The sequence below is a fragment of the Shewanella sp. MMG014 genome (assembly GCF_018100775.1).
Lineage (GTDB): Bacteria > Pseudomonadota > Gammaproteobacteria > Enterobacterales > Shewanellaceae > Shewanella > Shewanella japonica.
This window is the reverse complement of record NZ_JAGJDZ010000003.1, coordinates 389,150-409,170: the sequence shown is the minus strand read 5'-3', so window position 1 is coordinate 409,170 and position 20,021 is coordinate 389,150. Positions and strand designations below refer to the sequence as shown.

Annotated in this window: 20 protein-coding genes; 11 read left to right on the top strand and 9 right to left on the bottom strand. The window is 40.8% G+C overall.

What is annotated here, in order from left to right; all coding sequences use genetic code 11:
- Positions 1-132: 132 nt before the first annotated feature.
- The 4 genes from J8L86_RS07080 (at position 133) to J8L86_RS07065 (ending at position 2,669) form a co-directional block, all read left to right on the top strand.
- Entirely contained in the window at positions 133-783 is a 651-nt protein-coding gene (locus tag J8L86_RS07080; protein ID WP_080916654.1) for a CIA30 family protein, read from the top strand.
- 98 nt (positions 784-881) lie between these two features.
- The gene (locus tag J8L86_RS07075; protein ID WP_065109511.1) at positions 882-1,490 is read left to right on the top strand and encodes an HAD family hydrolase; all 609 of its coding nucleotides are present in this window, start codon (positions 882-884) and stop codon (positions 1,488-1,490) included.
- A 409-nt stretch (positions 1,491-1,899) separates the two neighbouring features.
- A complete protein-coding gene (locus tag J8L86_RS07070) occupies positions 1,900-2,040 on the top strand; it encodes a hypothetical protein (protein WP_156003341.1) in 141 nt (46 codons plus the stop codon).
- A gap of 413 nt (positions 2,041-2,453) precedes the next feature.
- Positions 2,454-2,669, top strand: coding sequence for a TIGR02450 family Trp-rich protein (locus tag J8L86_RS07065; protein WP_065109510.1), 216 nt, complete (start codon positions 2,454-2,456; stop codon positions 2,667-2,669).
- A 48-nt stretch (positions 2,670-2,717) separates the two neighbouring features.
- On the opposite strand, the gene J8L86_RS07060 is transcribed toward J8L86_RS07065, so the two are convergent.
- The 5 genes from J8L86_RS07060 to J8L86_RS07040 form a co-directional block, all read right to left on the bottom strand.
- Positions 2,718-3,623 (bottom strand): DnaJ domain-containing protein, encoded by a 906-nt coding sequence (locus J8L86_RS07060; protein ID WP_211029512.1) that lies wholly within the window; start codon positions 3,621-3,623, stop codon positions 2,718-2,720.
- A 553-nt stretch (positions 3,624-4,176) separates the two neighbouring features.
- Positions 4,177-4,482, bottom strand: coding sequence for a DUF1330 domain-containing protein (locus tag J8L86_RS07055; RefSeq protein WP_065109508.1), 306 nt, complete (start codon positions 4,480-4,482; stop codon positions 4,177-4,179).
- 77 nt (positions 4,483-4,559) lie between these two features.
- Entirely contained in the window at positions 4,560-5,234 is a 675-nt protein-coding gene (locus J8L86_RS07050) for a nitroreductase family protein (protein WP_055025100.1), read from the bottom strand.
- Positions 5,235-5,322: 88 nt separating this feature from the next.
- Entirely contained in the window at positions 5,323-5,487 is a 165-nt protein-coding gene (locus tag J8L86_RS07045; RefSeq protein ID WP_080916659.1) for a YbaM family protein, read from the bottom strand.
- Positions 5,488-5,611: 124 nt separating this feature from the next.
- Complete coding sequence (locus J8L86_RS07040) at positions 5,612-5,986, bottom strand: PH domain-containing protein (protein ID WP_055025099.1); 375 nt, start codon at positions 5,984-5,986, stop codon at positions 5,612-5,614.
- 201 nt (positions 5,987-6,187) lie between these two features.
- Between J8L86_RS07040 and J8L86_RS07035 the strand changes: the two genes are divergently transcribed.
- Positions 6,188-6,898, top strand: coding sequence for an NAD-dependent epimerase/dehydratase family protein (locus tag J8L86_RS07035; protein WP_211029510.1), 711 nt, complete (start codon positions 6,188-6,190; stop codon positions 6,896-6,898).
- A gap of 698 nt (positions 6,899-7,596) precedes the next feature.
- Complete coding sequence (locus J8L86_RS07030; protein ID WP_119967999.1) at positions 7,597-7,869, top strand: hypothetical protein; 273 nt, start codon at positions 7,597-7,599, stop codon at positions 7,867-7,869.
- A 214-nt stretch (positions 7,870-8,083) separates the two neighbouring features.
- Here the strand turns inward: J8L86_RS07030 and cydC are convergent, their stop codons facing one another.
- On the bottom strand, positions 8,084-9,862 hold the full coding sequence (cydC, locus tag J8L86_RS07025) for a cysteine/glutathione ABC transporter ATP-binding protein/permease CydC (protein ID WP_211029508.1): 1,779 nt from the start codon (positions 9,860-9,862) through the stop codon (positions 8,084-8,086).
- Positions 9,862-11,697 carry a cysteine/glutathione ABC transporter permease/ATP-binding protein CydD gene (gene cydD, locus J8L86_RS07020; RefSeq protein ID WP_211029507.1) on the bottom strand — a complete coding sequence of 612 codons (1,836 nt, stop codon included), beginning with the start codon at positions 11,695-11,697 and terminating at the stop codon, positions 9,862-9,864. Before cydD ends, cydC begins: the two co-directional genes overlap by 1 nt.
- Before the next feature lie 337 nt (positions 11,698-12,034).
- Between cydD and J8L86_RS07015 the strand changes: the two genes are divergently transcribed.
- Positions 12,035-12,916, top strand: coding sequence for a GGDEF domain-containing protein (locus J8L86_RS07015; protein WP_211029505.1), 882 nt, complete (start codon positions 12,035-12,037; stop codon positions 12,914-12,916).
- Between the two features lie 56 nt (positions 12,917-12,972).
- Here the strand turns inward: J8L86_RS07015 and J8L86_RS07010 are convergent, their stop codons facing one another.
- Positions 12,973-14,040: a DUF3626 domain-containing protein gene (locus tag J8L86_RS07010; RefSeq protein ID WP_211029503.1), complete on the bottom strand. Its 1,068-nt coding sequence runs from the start codon at positions 14,038-14,040 to the stop codon at positions 12,973-12,975.
- A gap of 295 nt (positions 14,041-14,335) precedes the next feature.
- On the opposite strand from J8L86_RS07010, the gene J8L86_RS07005 reads away from it, so the two are divergent.
- The 4 genes from J8L86_RS07005 to J8L86_RS06990 all read left to right on the top strand — a co-directional run bounded on the left by J8L86_RS07005 (position 14,336) and on the right by J8L86_RS06990 (position 18,483).
- Positions 14,336-15,778 carry a DEAD/DEAH box helicase gene (locus tag J8L86_RS07005; protein ID WP_065109500.1) on the top strand — a complete coding sequence of 481 codons (1,443 nt, stop codon included), beginning with the start codon at positions 14,336-14,338 and terminating at the stop codon, positions 15,776-15,778.
- A gap of 207 nt (positions 15,779-15,985) precedes the next feature.
- Positions 15,986-16,765 carry a hypothetical protein gene (locus tag J8L86_RS07000; protein WP_065109499.1) on the top strand — a complete coding sequence of 260 codons (780 nt, stop codon included), beginning with the start codon at positions 15,986-15,988 and terminating at the stop codon, positions 16,763-16,765.
- Between the two features lie 393 nt (positions 16,766-17,158).
- Complete coding sequence (locus J8L86_RS06995) at positions 17,159-17,860, top strand: DUF6445 family protein (RefSeq protein ID WP_065109498.1); 702 nt, start codon at positions 17,159-17,161, stop codon at positions 17,858-17,860.
- A 176-nt stretch (positions 17,861-18,036) separates the two neighbouring features.
- A complete protein-coding gene (locus tag J8L86_RS06990; protein ID WP_065109497.1) occupies positions 18,037-18,483 on the top strand; it encodes a hypothetical protein in 447 nt (148 codons plus the stop codon).
- 82 nt (positions 18,484-18,565) lie between these two features.
- Here the strand turns inward: J8L86_RS06990 and dbpA are convergent, their stop codons facing one another.
- Positions 18,566-19,969, bottom strand: coding sequence for an ATP-dependent RNA helicase DbpA (gene dbpA, locus J8L86_RS06985; RefSeq protein ID WP_211029501.1), 1,404 nt, complete (start codon positions 19,967-19,969; stop codon positions 18,566-18,568).
- Between the last annotated feature and the right edge of the window lie 52 nt (positions 19,970-20,021).

Genomic DNA, 20,021 nt, shown 5'->3' with positions numbered 1-20,021 from the left:
CTTTTCATTACTAATCTCCGTCCGACCCTTTTGCGGCTTATCTTTCACCCGAGATAAGTCGCTCTTTTATCCTGTTTTTACGTGTTGCTTTACACTCATCAATGTTGTCCGATTAAGCAAAAGGAGCCAGATATGATAGGCTTGTCCATAAAATCAAACCAACATTTTACCTCGTCAGGTGGCTTATTCGCACTTGTTGTTAAATGCTTGTTTGCTATAGCCGTTTACGGTTTTTTACTCTCCAGCTTTGGGAGCCGTGCCATGGAAATACAGTTTGCCTCTTCAGATAAATTAACCCCCGCAAGGATAAGCAATGACTCTGTCATGGGTGGCATATCCTCTAGCCAAATTGAAATTAACCATAGTGCCACGACAAAAGCCGATATTAACTCCTCAGGCCATGTGCACTTTAGCGGTCAAGTGTCTTTAGAAAACAATGGCGGCTTTGCCTCAATGGAGTATCAAATCACTTCATCCATTCCCGCAACAAAACAAGTCAAATTAACGGTACTGGGCGACGGGAAGCAGTATCAGCTAAGATTTAAAACCTCGGAGCTTTCATTTGGCGAAGCCTATGTAGCCAACTTTGAAACCACAAAGGGCCAAGTCACCGAGCATTTATTTAGCCAGACCGATTTTGCTGCCCAATTTCGTGGAAGAAGTATAAACGCACCAACAATCGAATTTAATAACGTTAATCGAGTGGGATTTTTGATTGCGAATAAACAAGCTGGCGCATTCTCATTACAGCTAGACAGTATTGAATTTGAAGAGCATGATTAATGGGTGCTTCTATGCTGTTCGAGTTAGCATTAATATGTGCAAAAAATCAGCTGAAGTCACTTTATAAAGTGAATGTAAAGTAGGAATAAGGACCACTAATGAGCCCATTAACAGGCATTCAGGGTGTTATATTTGATTTAGATGGCACATTAGTAGAGTCGGAGCTTAACTTTACCCATATAAAACAAGAGTTAGCATGCCCGCTTAATATCGATATCTTAGATTTTATTGATGCATTACCAACTCATATTGAAAGACAACGAGCACACGATATCATCATTCAACATGAAACCAATGATGCTCTAAATGCTAAAGCCTTACCCAATATGCACCCGTTACTCAACACCCTTAAAGCCTTGTCGTTGCCTTGTGCCATAGTCACTCGAAATAGCAAAGCAGCCACAGCCACTAAACTTACCCAAAATAATATTGATATTGATTTAGTCTTAACCCGAGAATGTTATCCTGCAAAACCCGCTCCCGATGCGCTACTGGCGATAGCTAAACAATGGCAATTACCCGCTAAGACGCTCATTTATGTAGGTGATTACCTCTATGATATTCAAGCGGCTAAAAATGCTGGCATGACATCTGTTTTTATCAATCATCATAAGCAACCCGATTATCAAACACAGGCTGATGTCATCGTTAATAATCTCGCCCAATTACAACAGGCAATACAAGCTTCGAACCCTGCATCAACCTAAAAAAGCGAATGAGACCATTATTTTCGATAAATGTATTTCAACGAAAGGAATATTTTAACGAAGAGGCCTTAGCTAACTTAGTGTACATACCCATTTTAACTAACCACTCAAATGACAATTCAAATCAAAAACAACCAAAAATAAAGCCCACCATACGCAGTAACATTGCCAACCAATGCGTTAAAAAAACACTAGACTCTTAACAAAACTGATTCGAGATTGTTAAGTTTTACCTCGTAAACGCCAAAATTAGAGTAATAACTTTAAGTTTTGATGGTTTATTAATCTGTTCTTGCTAATATTCGCGCCCCTTAATCAGCTAGCCACTGAAAATTAATTTTTCGTTAGTTGATATCAAGTGACCTATAGATGTCACTTAATCCCATTGTAATGACTAAGAGGTAAACAAATGAGCGAAGTAGAAGTGTTTCTTGACATGTTGTGGAGCGAGAGTGGAGCGATGGTGTTAGGAATGATTGGTTTTTATGCACTTTGCTTATCAATCGTTTGCCTAGTATGCGATAACATGAAACAGCCTACAGCTGAATAAACCAACGCTTTATTTAACAAGCGAAATTAAACACGTAGCTAGCCTTTTGCTAAGCTACGTGTTGTTATTTTCCCCCATGAATCATGACTTAACTGCTATCAAAGTAGGTAAGCTCCTAAAGCCCTCAACACTCATCATCTGGCTTGGTTGCTAGTGACGCATTTATTCATTTCAACAAAATGCCCAATATCATATCCCTTTGCACTGAGTTCAACATTCACGAATAAGAAATAGTGAACCTCATAAGCGATTTTCAGCATTCTTAACTAAAGCGTTAACTAAAGAGTTAACTAAAGAGTTAACTAAAGAGTTAATCGCAGCCATTGGGCAATGAACTTTATTAGAAATGTCTACGTATGAAGTTAATATGCCTAGAAAATTACTGTCCTTAGCATTAACTATTAAGGAAAATGATGAACCCTTTACACCCTAAAAAGCTATTACACAGCAAGTGGACTAAAGTAAATGTCACCCAAAAACTTAAACACTTTTCGGTGATTAAGGTGAGTAAGGACGAAGATCAGAATGTCATCGAGTGCATTATTCGCGCTGAAATGAATGCACAAGAGTTTTCTATTAATTGGCGAGATTTAAAAGACAATCGTCAATGGTTACAAGGTTGGAAGTAAGCGCTGAAAATAAGCCCTGAAAATAAGCCTAACCAGTGCTTATGCACCTTAAAAAACAACAATGGATACACTCACAAGCAAGCATAAACTCACCACGATGACGGCAGCGCCTTTACATACTCCTTTTTTTGTTACGCTCAAAAGGGGCTCATTTAGCTTCGTTGCACTTTTTGCCCTTGGTGTTACCTGAGACAAGCGATGTTCGCCTTCAATCTGTGTAAATATGTCTTCTGTTGACGCTTGGAAAGAGATCGGCGAAGTCCCCCCTTCTTTTTGAGTCGTTTTTCTGCGTCGATGATGACTCGAATCGACGTCATTTTGATTATGCTTAAAAATAGATTCTGTTAAATCAATGACTTCATTTTCAATGTTGACCTCTATCCCTTGTAGCTTAAATAACTCTGCGACAGTCACTTTTTCTGACACACTCGTTGCACTAAGTAAGCCTTCAGCCAAGGGTTTGATATTTTGCTCCTCATCAAAAAAGCGTCGTATATATTGGGCACACATGATGTATGCCAAGCGTTCTGCCTCTTCAAAACGCTGACTTTCAATTAAGTAAGCCTTAAAAGAAATTGCTAATACCATAGACAAACCAGAGAGGTTATCAAAAAGCTCTTGTAATTGAGGGTATTGCTCAACCCGTTCAGTCCATTGAGCCATGTGGTCGCCATCAACTTCAAACTCATAGTCCATATCAGGTACATCGACTAACAGATCAGAAGATTTATTCAGCTGATAGTGTTGCCATAATTCATCGTAGGCACGGCGTTTGGTAACGGACTTTAGGATGTCATACGACACCGCAATGTTGGCAAGTTTGACATCGGTATCAGCATATTCACTTTGATAATCGTCAGAATGATAAAATAAGTATAAGCTTTCGTAGGCTGCTGATATTTCCTCAGCATCTGCATCTTGGCTTATTCCCAACGTCAAATATAAGTTTTCCATGAACGCCCTAGGCAATATGATATTGTTCTGCGCCATACTAACCAGCACAGTAAAGTCATTGACAGTTAATCGATATAGGGTTTACTCACTAATTTATCGTGAACGACATTAAAAAGCTGCGCTAAAAACCCATCACCCAAAACTATAGCGACCACCACTATAAATAACCGTTGCCCAGCGCTAAAAAACCATCAAAAATTAAATAAATAATCGTAAAAACAATTTATTAACTCATATGTCACTTTATTTATCGCCATCAAATTATTGAATACAAGCTATTCCAAAGATAACAAAACAAAGGAAGGACAAATACACAGTCATAAGACTTGGTATTAACACATAGATATCAGCACATTGAAGTGAGTCTCTAAAGTGAGTCGAAAATGATTAGTGACTGATGCTAGATAACTTATGTAAGAATTAAAATGTGTAAGATTTAAAAGGTGTAAGGTTTAAAATGGTAAGTCGACATCATTAGCAAGAAATAAAACACGTCATTATCGCCTGCATAATGCCATAGCAGATCATTTCTCCTATCAATGCGCAACCTTCATCATAGCGTCGTTTCGTGTAAACCAATCACAGTTGCATGAGACACTGAATGCATAAAGTGACGCTGTTTTACCACTAAGTATTCAGGATCATTAAAAAATGTGTCCATTACCGTCTGCGAGGGAAACTCGATGGTAAATACCCTATTAATATGATGTTCCGTTTTACTTTTTAGCACTTTTGAGACTTCAAAATCGTAACCGAAACTGCCACCATAACGCGTCAAAATCGGCATCATAGCTTCTCGATAACGCTGATACTCTGCGGCATCACTCACATGCAACCCCATTATTCGCTGAAACCCCATGTTTGCTCTCCTGTAAACGTTAATACTTGATGCTTATGATCGCCTTAATGGGCCTGTGAACAGGCCCATTAAGTGAATTAATCAATAAAATCACTTATCTCAGGCAAACTTTTCTTATCAAGAGCATGTTGTGGCACCGTGGCATTTTCATCAGGATAGCCAGCAACAATCAACATATATGGTCGCTCATTATCGTTATCTCGACCGCACACTTTACTTAAAAATGACATAGGTTTAGGAGTATGCGTTAAAGTACCAAGGCCTGCATTGTGCAACGCTTGCAGTAAAAAACCTGTCGCAATACCAACCGATTCATGCACATAGTAATTTTGCTTCTGCTCACCATTATCTTCGCTACGTTTTTTAGTAAAAACGGCAATTAACCAAGGGGCTGTTTCAAGGTAAGGCTTGCTGGCATTGGTACCTAAAGGCTTTAAATTATCTAGCCATTCCTCACCACCTCGCCCTGCATAAAATGCTTGTTCGATGGCTTCTGCTTGCTCACGAATTTGTGCTTTCACTTCAGGGTTACTAATAGCGACAAAATGCCAAGGTTGATGATTAGCACCATTTGGCGCTGTCCCAGCAGCTAAAATACATTGTTCGATTATCGCTTGTGGCACAGGTCTATCAGAAAATTTCCGAATAGAATGACGACGTTTCACATTTTGATAATTTGACTTAGCCCGCTCAAGCATTTCATCTTGAGGGTATTCAATAAAGTCTGTTAATGGCAGGTGCGCTTCAGTCATAAATGTTCCTTATTATTTTAGTTCGAACTTGCTTAATCACACTTGGCTTATTGCTACTCACATACTCCTAAGCCATACGACACGCAAACTATTGCTTCTCTAACTTCTTTTTAAAATCATCTAACGTAATTTGTAATGCTTCAATTGCGGTCACTGTATCTATGTTGTTTTCTTCAAGTAATTGAATTAAATCGACTGCAAGTTGAATCGATTTAGGTGCGTCATTTAATGATGCGTGCTGTTTGTCGGTCATTATTTAAAAGCCATCCGATATTAATGCAATGTCATGTCACTGTGCTTCTTAGCAAGCAATTGTTGAAACGCCCAAACTAGGTAAGCGACATAACTGTCATTTAACTAAAAGTAGTGAACAGGCATTACAATGAAAAGTTGGCTATTGCCTTTTGAATTCCCACGACATCCGTTCCTTTTTTAAGCTCTTTTACTATCGGGTGTTCGGTACCAGAGATATAAATTTTTAACTCAGCATCCATGTCGAATGTTCCAGCAGTTTCAACAATAAAGTGGGTCATAGATTTATATGGCACGGAGTGATAACTGACTTTTTTGCCAGTCATGCCTTGCTTATCAATTAAAATCAAACGCTTGTCGGTAAATACAAACATGTCACGGATTAATTTGTAGCCCATATGCACAGATTCATTATCAGCTAAAATCGGTGACAGCTCTTGCTGAAGTTCTGTTAAATCCATTTCAGATGAATTACCTAAAATCGCATCAAAAAGTCCCATTATGTTCTCCTTGGGGGTAGCTGAAACCAGCAACTAAAATAGTGCGGTATCTGAGATTAATACACAAGTTAAACGCGCCTTTTGAGTAATTTAAGTTAGTTATCACCAATATTCAAACAACATCTGGTTTATCAATGGAAGCTATTAAAAATGAAAACCTGTTAAAATAAGTCTTACGCGATTACATGATCTGGGAATAAAATGAACGCTGTCATCATTGGCGCAACAGGATTAATTGGTCAGCTGCTATTACAAGAGCTACTGGCTAATGAGGCTTATGAGCAAGTGGTTGTGATTGGCCGTCGTCGGCCCACTATCAACACTACTCAGCAAGGCGCTGCCAAGTTGTGCTTTATGCAAGCCCAGTTAGATCAAATACCTACACTTAGTTTACCCGTAAAAATCGACCATGCTTTTTGCTGTTTAGGTACCACGATGAAGCAAGCTGGTAGTCAGGCTAACTTCATAAAAGTCGATTACCAAGCTGTACTCGATTTTGGCAGATTGGTTGTGGCCCATCAAAGTGATAATGGCACAGCGTTATTCGTTGTTACCGCACTGAATGCTAATCCCAATTCAAAGGTATTTTATAATCGTATTAAAGGTGAAATACAGCGTGATTTAGCGCTACTGCCTATAACCAGCATTCACTATTTTCAGCCAAGTTTGTTAATAGGGAGTCGTGCTGATAAGCGCACTTTAGAAGATATTGGCCAGAAGTTTTTTGCTATTGCATCAGGGGTATTTATTGGCCCTTTAGTCAAGTACAAACCCATTACAGGGAAACTTGTGGCTGACAACATGTTGGCAGCTGCTGTTAAATCAAATACTGAGTTAGTAAGTGAGCCATCGTTAGAGACTAAAGCTGTAAGGATTATTGATAATAAGCAGATGCATCAAATGGTTAACTGAGTTTTATCCTAATTTTTAGTTATCATTTTGAAGTTATAACTTTGAATAAGCCAACGTCGTGGCGCTTCGCCCACACCCGACGAAAGGGAAACAACAGCATTTCCCTTTTCGCTGATTTTCATAAGAGCCTTGTCGCCCCTACGAAATTGCTCTTAAAAGCGAGCAAGCCTCATGCATATTCAATGGGGAACATCGAGCCTGCAAGTTCATTTGTTGTTACATAACCCATTCTGTAAAGCTTTAAACTGATTTTGATCTTCTTTGAATGTTCAATTTGAATTGAGCCTAAAAATTTTTAGTGCCTATTATTAACAAATACTGTCAAATCGAAGAGGCAATAATCCCAGTGTAGATGCAGCGGCGAGCTTCCAAAACATGGATGTTTTGGCAGAGCTTACATGGACGTACTTGCAGCGTCTCGCAGTTGTATCTGCACATAAGCCTGCGGCAGGCAATGGATTAGATTGAGGTTATGGTCTATCACCAATTAACCAAGAAAAATAAAGCATTGAATTTAATATACAAAACAGGTTATTTATATATTAATAAGGACAGAGTGAGTTAGTCTCAAAAGCATTATTGAGAACACCATTTAAGGAAGAAAAAGCCATTCAAGAATGTGCCTCAATCAACCTTTTAAAGTTTACTCTGACCAGACTAATTTTTTGACGTTATGAGTAAAATGGAGTAATCGGGAAATGGAATATTTGTACATTATTCTTTTGGTTGCTGTAGTTTTGAATATCTTAGTATCAGTTTCTACATTTAAACGTGATGATTTTGAAAAAGGGCAAAAAATTGCACAAATTATTTTAATTTGGCTGGTACCTTTTATTACTGCAATTGGAATTTGGTTCTTTCATCGTAGCTTTGATGAAACCTATAAATCTCAAAAGCCATCTCGTGGTGGCGAAGATGCTGATAGCTTTGATACAAGGAAGCATAATAACCATGAGCATATGGGAGATTAATTAATCGCTTAAGAGATATGTGGAGGGGCAAAGCAAACTTTATTGTCCGCCTCATTCCCAACCTAACAATACCCAACTTCAATTTAGGCTGAAACTAAAAACGCTAACCGCTTGGTTGTTACCCAAATCGATTAGCGTTTTTTATCGCCATTAACCTTTCAAAAAGTGCTTTCCAACAGCTTCTTAAACGATAACAAAAACAAGAACAGTCCTATTACGCTTCTTTGCCTAAATGCTGATACAAGCGCTGATAATCAGTATTGTCTGACATTAATTGTTGATGACGGCCACTGGCTTTGATTTTTCCGTTTTCCATCATATGAATACAATCCATTTCAGCCATGGCGGTTAAACGGTGGCTTATCATCAACATGGTTTTGCCTTTTGCTAAGGTAAATAATAAACGTAAGATTTCACGTTCGGTGCGCTTATCAAGTCCTTCTGTTGGCTCATCAAGTAGCAAGATTGGCGCATCACGTAGTAAGGCTCTAGCGACCCCAATACGGCGCTGCTCTCCGCCTGATAACTGTCTGCCGCCTTCACCAATCCAGCTATCTAGGCCAATCTCTTCACCTCGATCGGTAACCGTTTTAGAGGTTAATAAGGTTTCAAGTCCAACCTGGTTCAGTACCTCAGTTAAGCGTTCATCATTCGCACGCCTTTTTTGACCTGGGACATGGGGTAAGGCAATCGAGAGGTTATCTCTCACTGTGCCCGCAAATAAATGAATGCGTTGACTGACGACAGTCATAGATGCTCGCAGTGTGGCTTCATCATATTCAGCAATATCTAGACCGCCTAAGGTAATTTGCCCTTGCTGCGGCTGCCACTCACGTGTGATCAAGCTTAATAAACTCGACTTGCCACAGCCTGTTGCGCCCAATAACGCGACTTTACTCCCTTGAGGTATGTGCAGGTTGAGTGCCGACAATACTGGGCTGTTTGCTTGATAACCAAACTGAATATCGTTAAGAATAAGCTCACTTTGTGGTAACTGGCCAACATCTCCGAAATTAATATCTGCAGTTTGCTCAGTCACTTCAGAGATCCGTTTTGCCGCTAATACACAACCAGATAAGTGTTGAAATGCGCCAGCAATCGGCATCATCATTTCAATGGTCGCCATGGTGGCAAAAACCATCATAGCCATTAATGGGCCTGGCGGTACGCTTTCACCCACACCTTGACCTGCAAGATACATCATCATCACCACAGCTGCGCCATTGACCATAATCAATAAGGCTTGGCTCAAACCAGTAATATGCGCCATTGCAGCTTGGCTATTGAAGAGCGCTAGCTCTGCTTGATGTAGCTTTTCACGGTAGCGAGCATTGGCCGAAAACAGCGTCAACTCTGCCTGACCTTGAATCACATCAAGCACCAGCACCCGAAAACGGCGCTTATTATCAACAACCGCTTCACCGGGTTTTCTACCCAAACGATAGAACACTAACGGTAAAATTAACCATGCAGCCAATAACCAAACCGTTAAACTGATAGCGAGTGTGGCATCAAACCAAGCGATAAAGGCATATAGTGCACCGACCGTCAGCAATGATGCAGACATTGGTACTAATAATCGCAAGTATAAATGATCCAAAGTATCGATATCGGCCACTAACCGATTAAGCATATCCCCTTGCCTCAAACCTTGTAGGTTGCTAGCACTTAATGGGAATAGCTTTTTCCAAGACCATACACGTAACTCGGTGAGTAATTTAAAGGTCGCTTCATGTGTTGCTAATCGTTCGCCATAGCGGCTTGCTGTGCGGGCGATAGATAAAAAACGTACACCACCAGCGGGGGTAAAAAAGTTAAACGCTAACGCCGTGGCCGCCGTTAAGCCCGCTATCGCAGTCGCCGATAAAAACCAGCCCGATAATGACAAGAGGCCGATGCCTGCAATAATCGTAGTGCAAGTGAGAAAAAGGCCAATCAGCATCATGAACCACTGACGCTTAAACAGCTTAATGAAAGGCAATAATGACTTCATTACGCGCCCTCCTTTTCATTATCAGCTGGCTCTGAAAGACTGAGCAAAACATCATTATCATCTTGCTGTTGCATGCTGCTGAATAAGCCACTGTGTTGGCTAAGTTCTGCATAATGCCCCTGCTGAACCAGCGAGCCATTATCAATCACTAAAATATTGTCCATATGTTGTAATTGCTCTAAGCGGTGCGTCACCATAATACAAGTTTGCGATGTCATCGCATCGTTCAGGGCACTTGAGACTAACTGCTCGCTATGGCTATCTAAGCTTGCTGTTGGCTCATCAAGCAAGAATAAGCTTGCGGGTTGAGCTAAGGCTCTAGCCAGTGCAATACGTTGCGCTTGCCCAACTGAAATCCCTGATGCTTGATCGCTAATGATGGTATCGAGCCCTTGTTGCTGACTGGAGACAAACTCTGCAATATTGGCTTTTTCCAACAACCCCATTACTTGATTGTCGTTTAACTCTGGATTCGCTAGGCACACATTGTCACGGATTGAACCATGAAATAGCTGAGGATCTTGCCCAAGCCAAGCAAGATGCGTTCGCCATTGCTGCTTATCTATCACACTCAATTCAACGCCATTAACATTGAGTGAGCCTTTGTAAGGCAAAAAACCGAGCAACGCATTCAATAAACTGGTTTTGCCAGCTCCGCTTGGGCCAACAACAGCAACTTTTTGACCCGATTGGATCTCAAATGAAATTGGGCCGAGTAGCCGCTCTCCTGACAAGGTGAGCACCTCAAAGTCTGTGGCTGTGATAGCGATTTTTGATAACGACACTTGATGGTGCTGTGCGGTTTGCTCACTAAACTTACCATCAACCTGCTTCAACGGGTTGGGGTGCTCAAGCAATTCAACTAACGCCTCTGCCGCCCCAATAGCCTGAGCTTTGGCATGATAATGAGTCCCTAAATCACGTAATGGTTGAAAAAACTCTGGGGCTAATATCAAAATAAACAAGCCGGTGAACAGGCTAATTCCTGCGCCATAATGACCAAAATTAAGATGGTCTAAATAACTAAAGCCAAAATACACAGCTAATACTGCAATAGATAATGCCGCAAAAAACTCCAACACCGCCGAACTTAAAAAAGCCATTCGAAGTACAGACATGGTTCGTTGTCTAAAGTCCTCTGACGCAGCTTCAATTTTATTCACTTCCGTATCGCCACGGTGGAACAGTTTAAGGGTGCTTAACCCTTTTAACCTATCCATAAAATGGCCACTTAAACGAGATAGCGCGCTGAAATTTTTACGGTTAGCATCAGCAGCGCCCATCCCCACCAAAATCATAAACATAGGAATTAATGGCGCTGTTGCAAATAAAATAACCCCTGCAGCCCAGTTCATCGGAAATACTGACACCAAGATAATCAGTGGAATAAAACCTGCGAGCATCATTTGCGGTAAGTAGCGGGCGTAAAAGTCATGTAAGTCTTCTACCTGCTCTAGCACAATACTGGCCCAAGCCCCAGCAGGTTTCCCTTTGATAAATGCTGGGCCTAATTCTGTGAGCTTGTTTAAAACCGCCTCACGAATATCTCGACGTAATCGCTTACCAGCCTCAAAACTCAATCGCTCACGAGCATATGCAAGTCCAGCTCGCACTAAAATGAGTACAACCAGTGCGATAAATTGATTAGTGAATTGACTCATTGGCGCTTCAAGCATGATCACACCGTGTAAAACATGAGCCAACAAATAGGCTTGTATTACTATTGCGACACCGTTTAGTGCCCCAGTAAAAATGCTGAGCTTCAAGAATATGCCACAAGAAGACTTTTGCTTTTTAAGCCATTGGCCGAGAGATTTTTCTAGATTTTTATCCATTTTATTCCTGAAAATGACAGCACTAATGAGGAAAATTGCCGCAGTATCGCAAGCTAACGGCCGAGATAACAGCCGTTTACAGAGAAGTGTTAACTGATTCACACATTGCTAATAAACACTGTGTTAATGATGAACTATAATTTTAAGCCATAGTCGTTATTAGCACAGAAAAAATAAGCTAAATATTTGTTCATCTTTGCCGTTAATATTAGTGCGATTTGACCCCTAATTGGAGAGGAAAAGTATATCACCCCTTCAATTATTGCCATGATGAAAACGATATAACCTATGTTGCCAGTCCACTTTCTTCTAATAGGGATAAAGAAGGTACATTAATATGGATGTTGATCTTTTAGTACGCAGAGCGCACGCCTTTAATCACTTATTTGACGCCGTCATAATCACAGATGCCGCTGGATTCATTATCGATTGGAATGATGGCGCACAGGATTTGTATGGCTACGCTAAAAAAGACATTATTAAGAAACCCATTGCCCAACTGCTTCTGCAAGAAGATAGCACCACGATGACAGAGTTGGTCAATAATGCGTTAGAGCAACATGGCAAATGGTCCGGTGAATTGCGCTTTTTACATCAAGACGGCTCAATGGGTTGGCAAGCGTCAACTTGTGTGCCTTTATTTGATGACAACCAGATGTTTATTGGCGCATTGATCGTCAATCGTGACATCACTCAACGGGTCAATCAGTCGCAGCTGCAATTGAACCAAGCCTGCTATGATCAACTCACTTCGCTACCTAACCGCTATTTATTAATGGATCGAGTGCAGCAATCTATCGAGCGTTGCAAACGCACACGAACTCGATTCAGCCTGTTATACATTGACTTAGATGAATTTAAAAAAGTGAATGATGCTGTTGGCCACCTGCAAGCTGACAAAGTGTTAGTAGAGATCACTTCAAGGTTACAACGGGTCATTAGAGAGTCAGATACGTTAGCCAGAATTGGGGCTGATGAATTCTTATTATTACTTGAAGATGTTACTGACAATAATGATATTTCTCAGATGGCAGAGGTATTAATTGCAACACTTGATACCCCATTTAGCCTGAATGACCAATCATTATTTCTCAACTGCAGTGTCGGCATCGCCACCTATCCAGATTCGGGTGAAGATTTTGATAAACTTATCAAAGCAGCTGATTTCGCTATGTATAAATCTAAACGTCAAGGAGGAGCAACATACCGCTTTGGCTAACACTCTGACTCTGATAATAGCTGAAACTCAATCATAGAAATGGGCTTAGTTAACCATTATGTTTGAGGTAGTTGAGCACCAAATTTAACCAATACATGCCACATCAATTTTAGTTGTTGTAGCTGCTGTGCCTGCTTACTACGTTCACTCCATGCAACTGGAGTTTCGGTTAATACTTGCGCAGCACGGCCAATCACTTCTGCATTAATCTTATTATCACGGGCTATTACCTTAGCTAATTCAGGCATAGTCGCTCCACGAAAATCAATGGGTACTTGCCCCACCTCAAGTTGGTAACCAGGGTGCCAAAGCAGCTCAATATCATATTCATCGCAAAGCAATTGCATTACATCGCCAGTATCTGTTGCTTTAAAGCTTGGATCCGCCACCAAATAAGCAATATCGTCATCTAAAGAAACCTCACCATGAATCTGCGCTTCGATGTAATGATCCAAATTAGCCGATGTAGGTCTTAAAAAGCGCCTCTGAATCCCGAGGGGTAATTGCTGCTTAACATGATCCACAATATCTGCAGGCTTAATGTTATTAACACCTAACGCATATTGACGCTCAAAACATTCACTCAATAACGCAGCCAACACTACTTCAAAATTCGCTAATGTGCCTTTTTCCTTAGGTAAGCGATATGAATCCATATAACTAAAAGTGCAGCGAGACAGTAATTGCGCATGTGTAAGAAAATAGCAGCTACCAAATCGAGGCGCTGGCCCCATAGGGCACAAACCAATATCTAACGCACCATATTTAGGTCGCTGTTTCACGCCTGAGTAACACTGACCAAAAAGCTGATTCTCCCAATGATCACGCGGTCCACCTAGTTCAGGTGATAACTGACCATTGGATATATGCGTTTCAAATTGGCTTTTATACACCCCATCTTTAAGCAGTCCTGCAACGACGGATATACCTCGGCTATCAAGACGGTCTGGGTGAAAGTGAAGTGCTACTCGGCCATGCTGATGTAACGAGTGCATAGCCTGTTGCACGTCGAATGTAGGAATATTCGACATTAACAACACATTTTTAATCACTGAGCTAGAATGCTCACGAAGGCTGGCAATGGTGCTTTCGATATGGGATTGTGCTGCTGATTTTCGATTCATACTTGCACCTCCCTTGCATTTGATGTCGTTGACAATGATGAGAAACAACCTGCTAAGTTATTGTATTTCATTGTATGTAAAATAATCTGCTTTAGCACTTAAGATTAAAACTAATTCATTAAAAAATAGGCTTAAAACCCCATAATCGAATATTTACCTATAAGCGACAATAAAAGAAGAATATTTAATCGATTTAATGGCGCTCTAGCAGTGTTTCAGGTAAGCTTCACGGCCGCCATTTAGTGGCACCCTATTTAGTCATAGCAACATCAGTGTTGCCCAAAGAGATCATTCTATGAGTTTTGCCTCACTAGGCTTAAGTACAGCAATTTTAAAAGCTGTTGAAAAACAAGGTTACGACACTCCATCTGCAATTCAAGAGCAAGCTATTCCAGCCGTATTAGAAGGCAAAGATGTCATGGCTGCTGCGCAAACGGGGACAGGTAAAACCGCTGGATTTACCTTACCTTTGTTAGAATTACTCTCTAAAGGTCAACGAGCAAAGCGCGGCCAAGTTCGTGCTTTAGTGCTTACTCCAACACGCGAACTGGCAGCCCAAGTTGCTGAAAGCGTCTCAACATATGGCACTAACTTACCGCTAAAATCGGCCGTGGTGTTTGGTGGCGTATCCATTAACCCTCAAATCTCAACACTAAGAAACGGTGTTGATATTTTAGTAGCGACCCCAGGTCGTTTATTGGATTTATGCCAACAAAAAGCGTTGAGCTTTAGCCAACTTGAAGTACTGATTTTAGATGAAGCTGACCGCATGCTAGACATGGGCTTTATCCGAGACATTAAAAAAGTATTGGCCATGTTGCCAAAGCAACGTCAAAACTTAATGTTCTCAGCAACCTTTTCTGATGAAATTCGTGAACTTGCTAAAGGCTTAGTGAACAACCCAGTTGAAATCTCAGTGACCCCACGCAACGCCACAGCCAACACGGTTGAACAATGTGTTTACGCTGTCGATAAAAGTCGTAAAGCTCGTATTCTAACTAAGCTAATTAAAGAAAATGATTGGCATCAAGTGTTAGTCTTTTCACGTACGAAACACGGCGCTAACCGTTTAGCTAAAAACCTCGATGCCGAAGGGATTAATGCCGTTGCTATTCACGGTAATAAGAGCCAAGGCGCGAGAACGAAAGCCCTAGCCGATTTTAAAGCAGGTAAAGCACAAGTTATGGTTGCAACTGATATTGCAGCTCGTGGTATCGATATCGATCAATTGCCATTTGTGGTGAACTTTGATTTGCCGAATGTACCAGAAGATTACGTTCATCGTATCGGTCGTACAGGTCGTGCGGGGGCAACAGGCTTAGCTGTATCACTTGTCAGTGACGAAGAGGTGAAGTTACTCCATGACATTGAAAGGCTCATCAAGCGTACTGTTGAACGTAAGCTCATTGAAGGTTACGAAGCTTGTCACGATTTACCTGAAGCAAGTTTAAAAGGCGGACATCGCACAGCGAATCATAAGAAGCCAAACCCAAATCGCCGTAAGCATGCCAACCAAGCTAACAAGCCAAAGCAAGGACAAGGGCAAAAACAAGGACAACGTCCTGCGCCAAAAGGCAATACAGATAAGCCAAGTCAGCGCCAACGCGCCCGTGCTCGAGCTGAAGCTGAAACAGCTCAAGCGGAAGGCAGTAAAAAGCCACAAAGAAGACGCCAAGGTCGTAATGACCAAACGGCAACTCAAGGCAAAGTCGACCCTTACGCGAATGCTAGACGCTAGATGTTAGCGCATTAGACGTTAAACATTTAACTTAATCAGTCACTAACACCTTGTCTTAAAGGCATGAAAGTACACCTTTCATGCCTTTTTTATTTGCCTGTTCCAGCGTTTGATTCATAAGCTTCCCTCCTCAATAAAGTTGCCAGATTAACGCTCTTCGTCCATCATAATGAATGAAAATTAAACAATTTCATTCATGGAAGATTTATGAAACATACAGGTTTATTCATTGTGGTATTGCTTTTAGCAATAGGCAGCCTATTTGTTGGCTTACAAATGGGTAAAAGTCAGCTGAATCAAGTTCAAACCAATCCACCTACCGCGCATAATAGTGATGAAGACGCTGAGCAAAATAATTCAGTTTCGGTAGCAAAAGTGATTGATTCTAGCTCAATTGATTTGGTTACGGAGCTAAAACAAGAAATCGAGCACCTGAAACAACAACTTAATGAAAAAAATACGCTGATTGATTCAATGAATGCCTCACTTGGCTTATTAGAGCAGCAAGTTGAACTTGCCTATAATGAGATCGATGAAGCAGGACAAGCGACATCACCTTTTCACCAAGAACCTGACGCCATCACTGCCGAGCAAGCCAGTGTATGGGTACCTGCAGCCTATGCCGATATCGTCTCCTCGCAACAAGGAGAAATGGTTTCCTTATTTAAACGCCATCATCAAGCGGAAATCGATCCCAATTGGGCGAATGAAAGAGAGCAAGCCTTGTTAGATTCTTTTGCTTTAAGTGAATATGCCGATATGGTGAACATCAGTGCTGTGAATTGTAAAACCACCACTTGCGAAATAAGAGGTATTGAACTGAAACCCAATGGTTGGATGCTCGCAAGTCAACAACTGCAAGGAAGTGAACTCGGCAATAATGTGAGTTCTTGGTCTTATCTTGCCAGTGCTAATGACGGTGAAACTCTGATTTATATGCTCTCAGAAGCTAAAGAAGCAGGCAGCGAAGGCGAGCAATCACAATAAAATATACCCACGTTGAATTAAACGAGCCTAGTCTCTTGAACAATAAGGGCTTAGCTCGTTGAAATCAGACTAAAGCCCAATATAAAAAACCAATTAAAACCAATAACCTCCACTCAACTTGATTTGAAACCTTATGGTCAAAACCACTCTCATGGCGCTGATGACTAACTCACTCAACGTTGCTTCAATCATGATCCAATAAAACGTCATTGACGTACAAACAAGTGAATTGAGCAATGCTCAACAGATGACAGCAAAGCTGTGAGTGATTTTGATGTCGTTTTACGACTAAGTTAAATACCCAATTCAAGTAAAATTAACCATACCGCCATCTTAATACGTCAATATTCATGCGTTAGCGGGACGTCAATAATGTGAAGGAACACACTGACCATGCATCAGATCAATACAGAATTACAGATACAAGTAAACCCGATTCCACATTCAAACCATCTTGTATGGGTTATCGATAACTTTATCGCTGATTTTGATGCCCTAGTCCGTTACAGCAAAGAAAAAGCCTATTTTAATCCAGTAGGTGCTGACGGCACTTTGTTTCCAGGGGTGCGTGATGAAATGCCCAAACCCTATTATCAAAGCTTATCATTGCTCATAGACAAGCTCTCACAGCAACCTAATGGCGAACAATTTAAGCAACATAAAATAGCCAAATGCTGGCTTTCAAAAGTCACTCTTAGTCCCTTGCAGCTAAATGCGACTCAAACAATGCCGCACTTTGATTCATTATCAGCACATGACATGGCCGCAGTTCACTACCTAAACGATCAGCAATTAGGTGGTACTAACTTTTACCGCTACAAAGGTGCTGACACACTGCATTTATCTCAAGACGACAAAGACATAATTTTAAAAATGGTCGATGAAGTGAAGCAAGCAGCTGTGACACGTAATGGATATATTAATGACTCAGATGAGCTATTTGAGAAGGTATTCAGCATTGAAGCCAAACCCAATAGGTTAGTGATTTATTCGGGCAATATTTTACACAGTGCCAATATCACCAACAAAGTTGAATTTGATAAAAAGGCGCCAAATAATCGCACCTCAATCAACTCATTTTTTAGTGTCGCCTAAGCAGTGACTATCTTTGATCAAGCTGTAATGACCTTATGTGTTCGTCATTCACTAGTTTAATCTCATATCGATGATGAAATTAAACTTACTTCATAATAGCTAGTTCGATGACTAACATCCTAATAAGATTATATAAATGATTAGAAATTAGTTGGTTGAAAGGATGTCACCAAGAGATGAAGATTACCCGTTACGATACTCAATCACACCAACTTAATGGCAGTGTCATTAATGCAAATTACGACCGTTGGACGGGTCGTTTTACCCTAACAACAGATCTTATTCAGAACCAAAAACCGATCAATCATTCGCCTCCCTCAGCTGAAAACCAAGTGCTAGAACCCGTCAATATTAAACGGGTATTGGGTTCTAAAAATATCTTTTTAAATCCGTTTTCGACCATGATGTTTCGACTGAATGGAATTGATTATCTTGCGAGAGTAAGCTGGTTTGTCGTCTGGCGCTCAAGGATTTATCAAACAAAATTAGCCGCTAATACTAATCAATCAACGCTGAGTATTGAGGAATTATTGCCACGCCGACATAAGCGCAGCATTATTTTATGTAGTTATGTGGCAATGATAACCAGTATAAAGCTTGGAATGCTGTTATTTGTCGCTTAAAACAAATCGAGTAATGTAAAAAAGCGAGGATGATATGACTCATTCTCGCTTGTTGTTAGTCACAATTAATCGTGACCATTAATTATAAAAACCAAGCACGGTAAGTCTTACCTTTTAATCGTCCTTTGGTTATTTTATTCAATGCTTTTTTAGATGCATCACGCTTCACAGCAACAAATGAGCGGATATCTGTCACTTTAATCTTGCCAATATCAGCACCATTAATACCGTTCTCACCCGTCAAGCCACCCACAATATCACCAGGGCGAATTTTATGCTTTTTACCTGCATCGATTTGAATGGTGATCATTTCCGCTTCAAGCGGTTGCTTATTAAGCACATTCATTGAAGGCAGTGTTTCACCATCAATTTCTTTACCGATAAGCTCTTCAATTTCAACCATTCTGTGACCATCAGAATGACTAAAGAAAGTGTATGCAGCGCCTTTACTACCAGCACGGCCTGTACGACCAATACGGTGAATATGCACTTCAGTGTCGTAAGCAATGTGATAATTAAACACCGCTTCTAAATCTTCGATATCTAACCCACGCGATGCCACATCAGTCGCCACTAAAATACGCGCACTACGGTTAGCAAAACGCAGTAGCATTTGATCGCGATCGCGCTGTTCTAAATCGCCATGCAAGGCTAAAACACTGAAACCTTGCTCAGCTAATGTGTCGGCCACTTTTTGCGTTTCACGTTTAGTATTACAAAAAACCACTGCACTTTCAGGCTGTTTCTCTAATAACAATAAACGTAACGCTTCTAAACGAGCTTGGTTGTCTTCTGTGTGATAGAAATGCTGTTCAATCGTATGATTATCATGAGTAGCCTCGACTTTAACCATCAGTGGTTTATACATGATTTGCTCAACAATTTGCTGAATTTGCTCAGGGAAGGTTGCACTGAAAAGCAGTGTTTGCCTTTCATGCGGCGTTTCAGCAATAATTTGATCAATATGATCTTGAAAGCCCATTTCTAACATGCGATCGGCTTCGTCTAATACCAACATATTCACATTGCTAAGATCTAAACGATTGCGATCTAAATGATCAACAATACGCCCTGGCGTACCAACAATAATATGTGCGCCATGTTCAAGCGAGCCAATTTGAGGCCCCATAGGCACGCCACCGCATAACGTCAGTACTTTCACGTTATGTATGCCACGAGCTAGCGTACGAATATCCTTGGCAACTTGATCTGCCAACTCACGAGTTGGGCATAACACCATAGTTTGAATACGAAAACGTTTCACATTCAACTTATTGAGTAAGCCCAAACCAAACGCAGCAGTTTTACCTGAGCCGGTCTTTCCTTGGCCAATTACGTCATCACCAGCAATAATCGCGGGTAAGCTTTCTGCTTGAATTTGAGTCATAGACTCATAGCCCATGGTTTTTAGGTTATCAAGCAAATCTGGTTTCAGATTAAGTGATGCGAAAGCCGTATTAGCGGCCTGTTCAGTAGACTGACTCAAGGTGAATATCCTCTGATATCAAAGCAAAATTGGGATAATAGAAACAACTCGG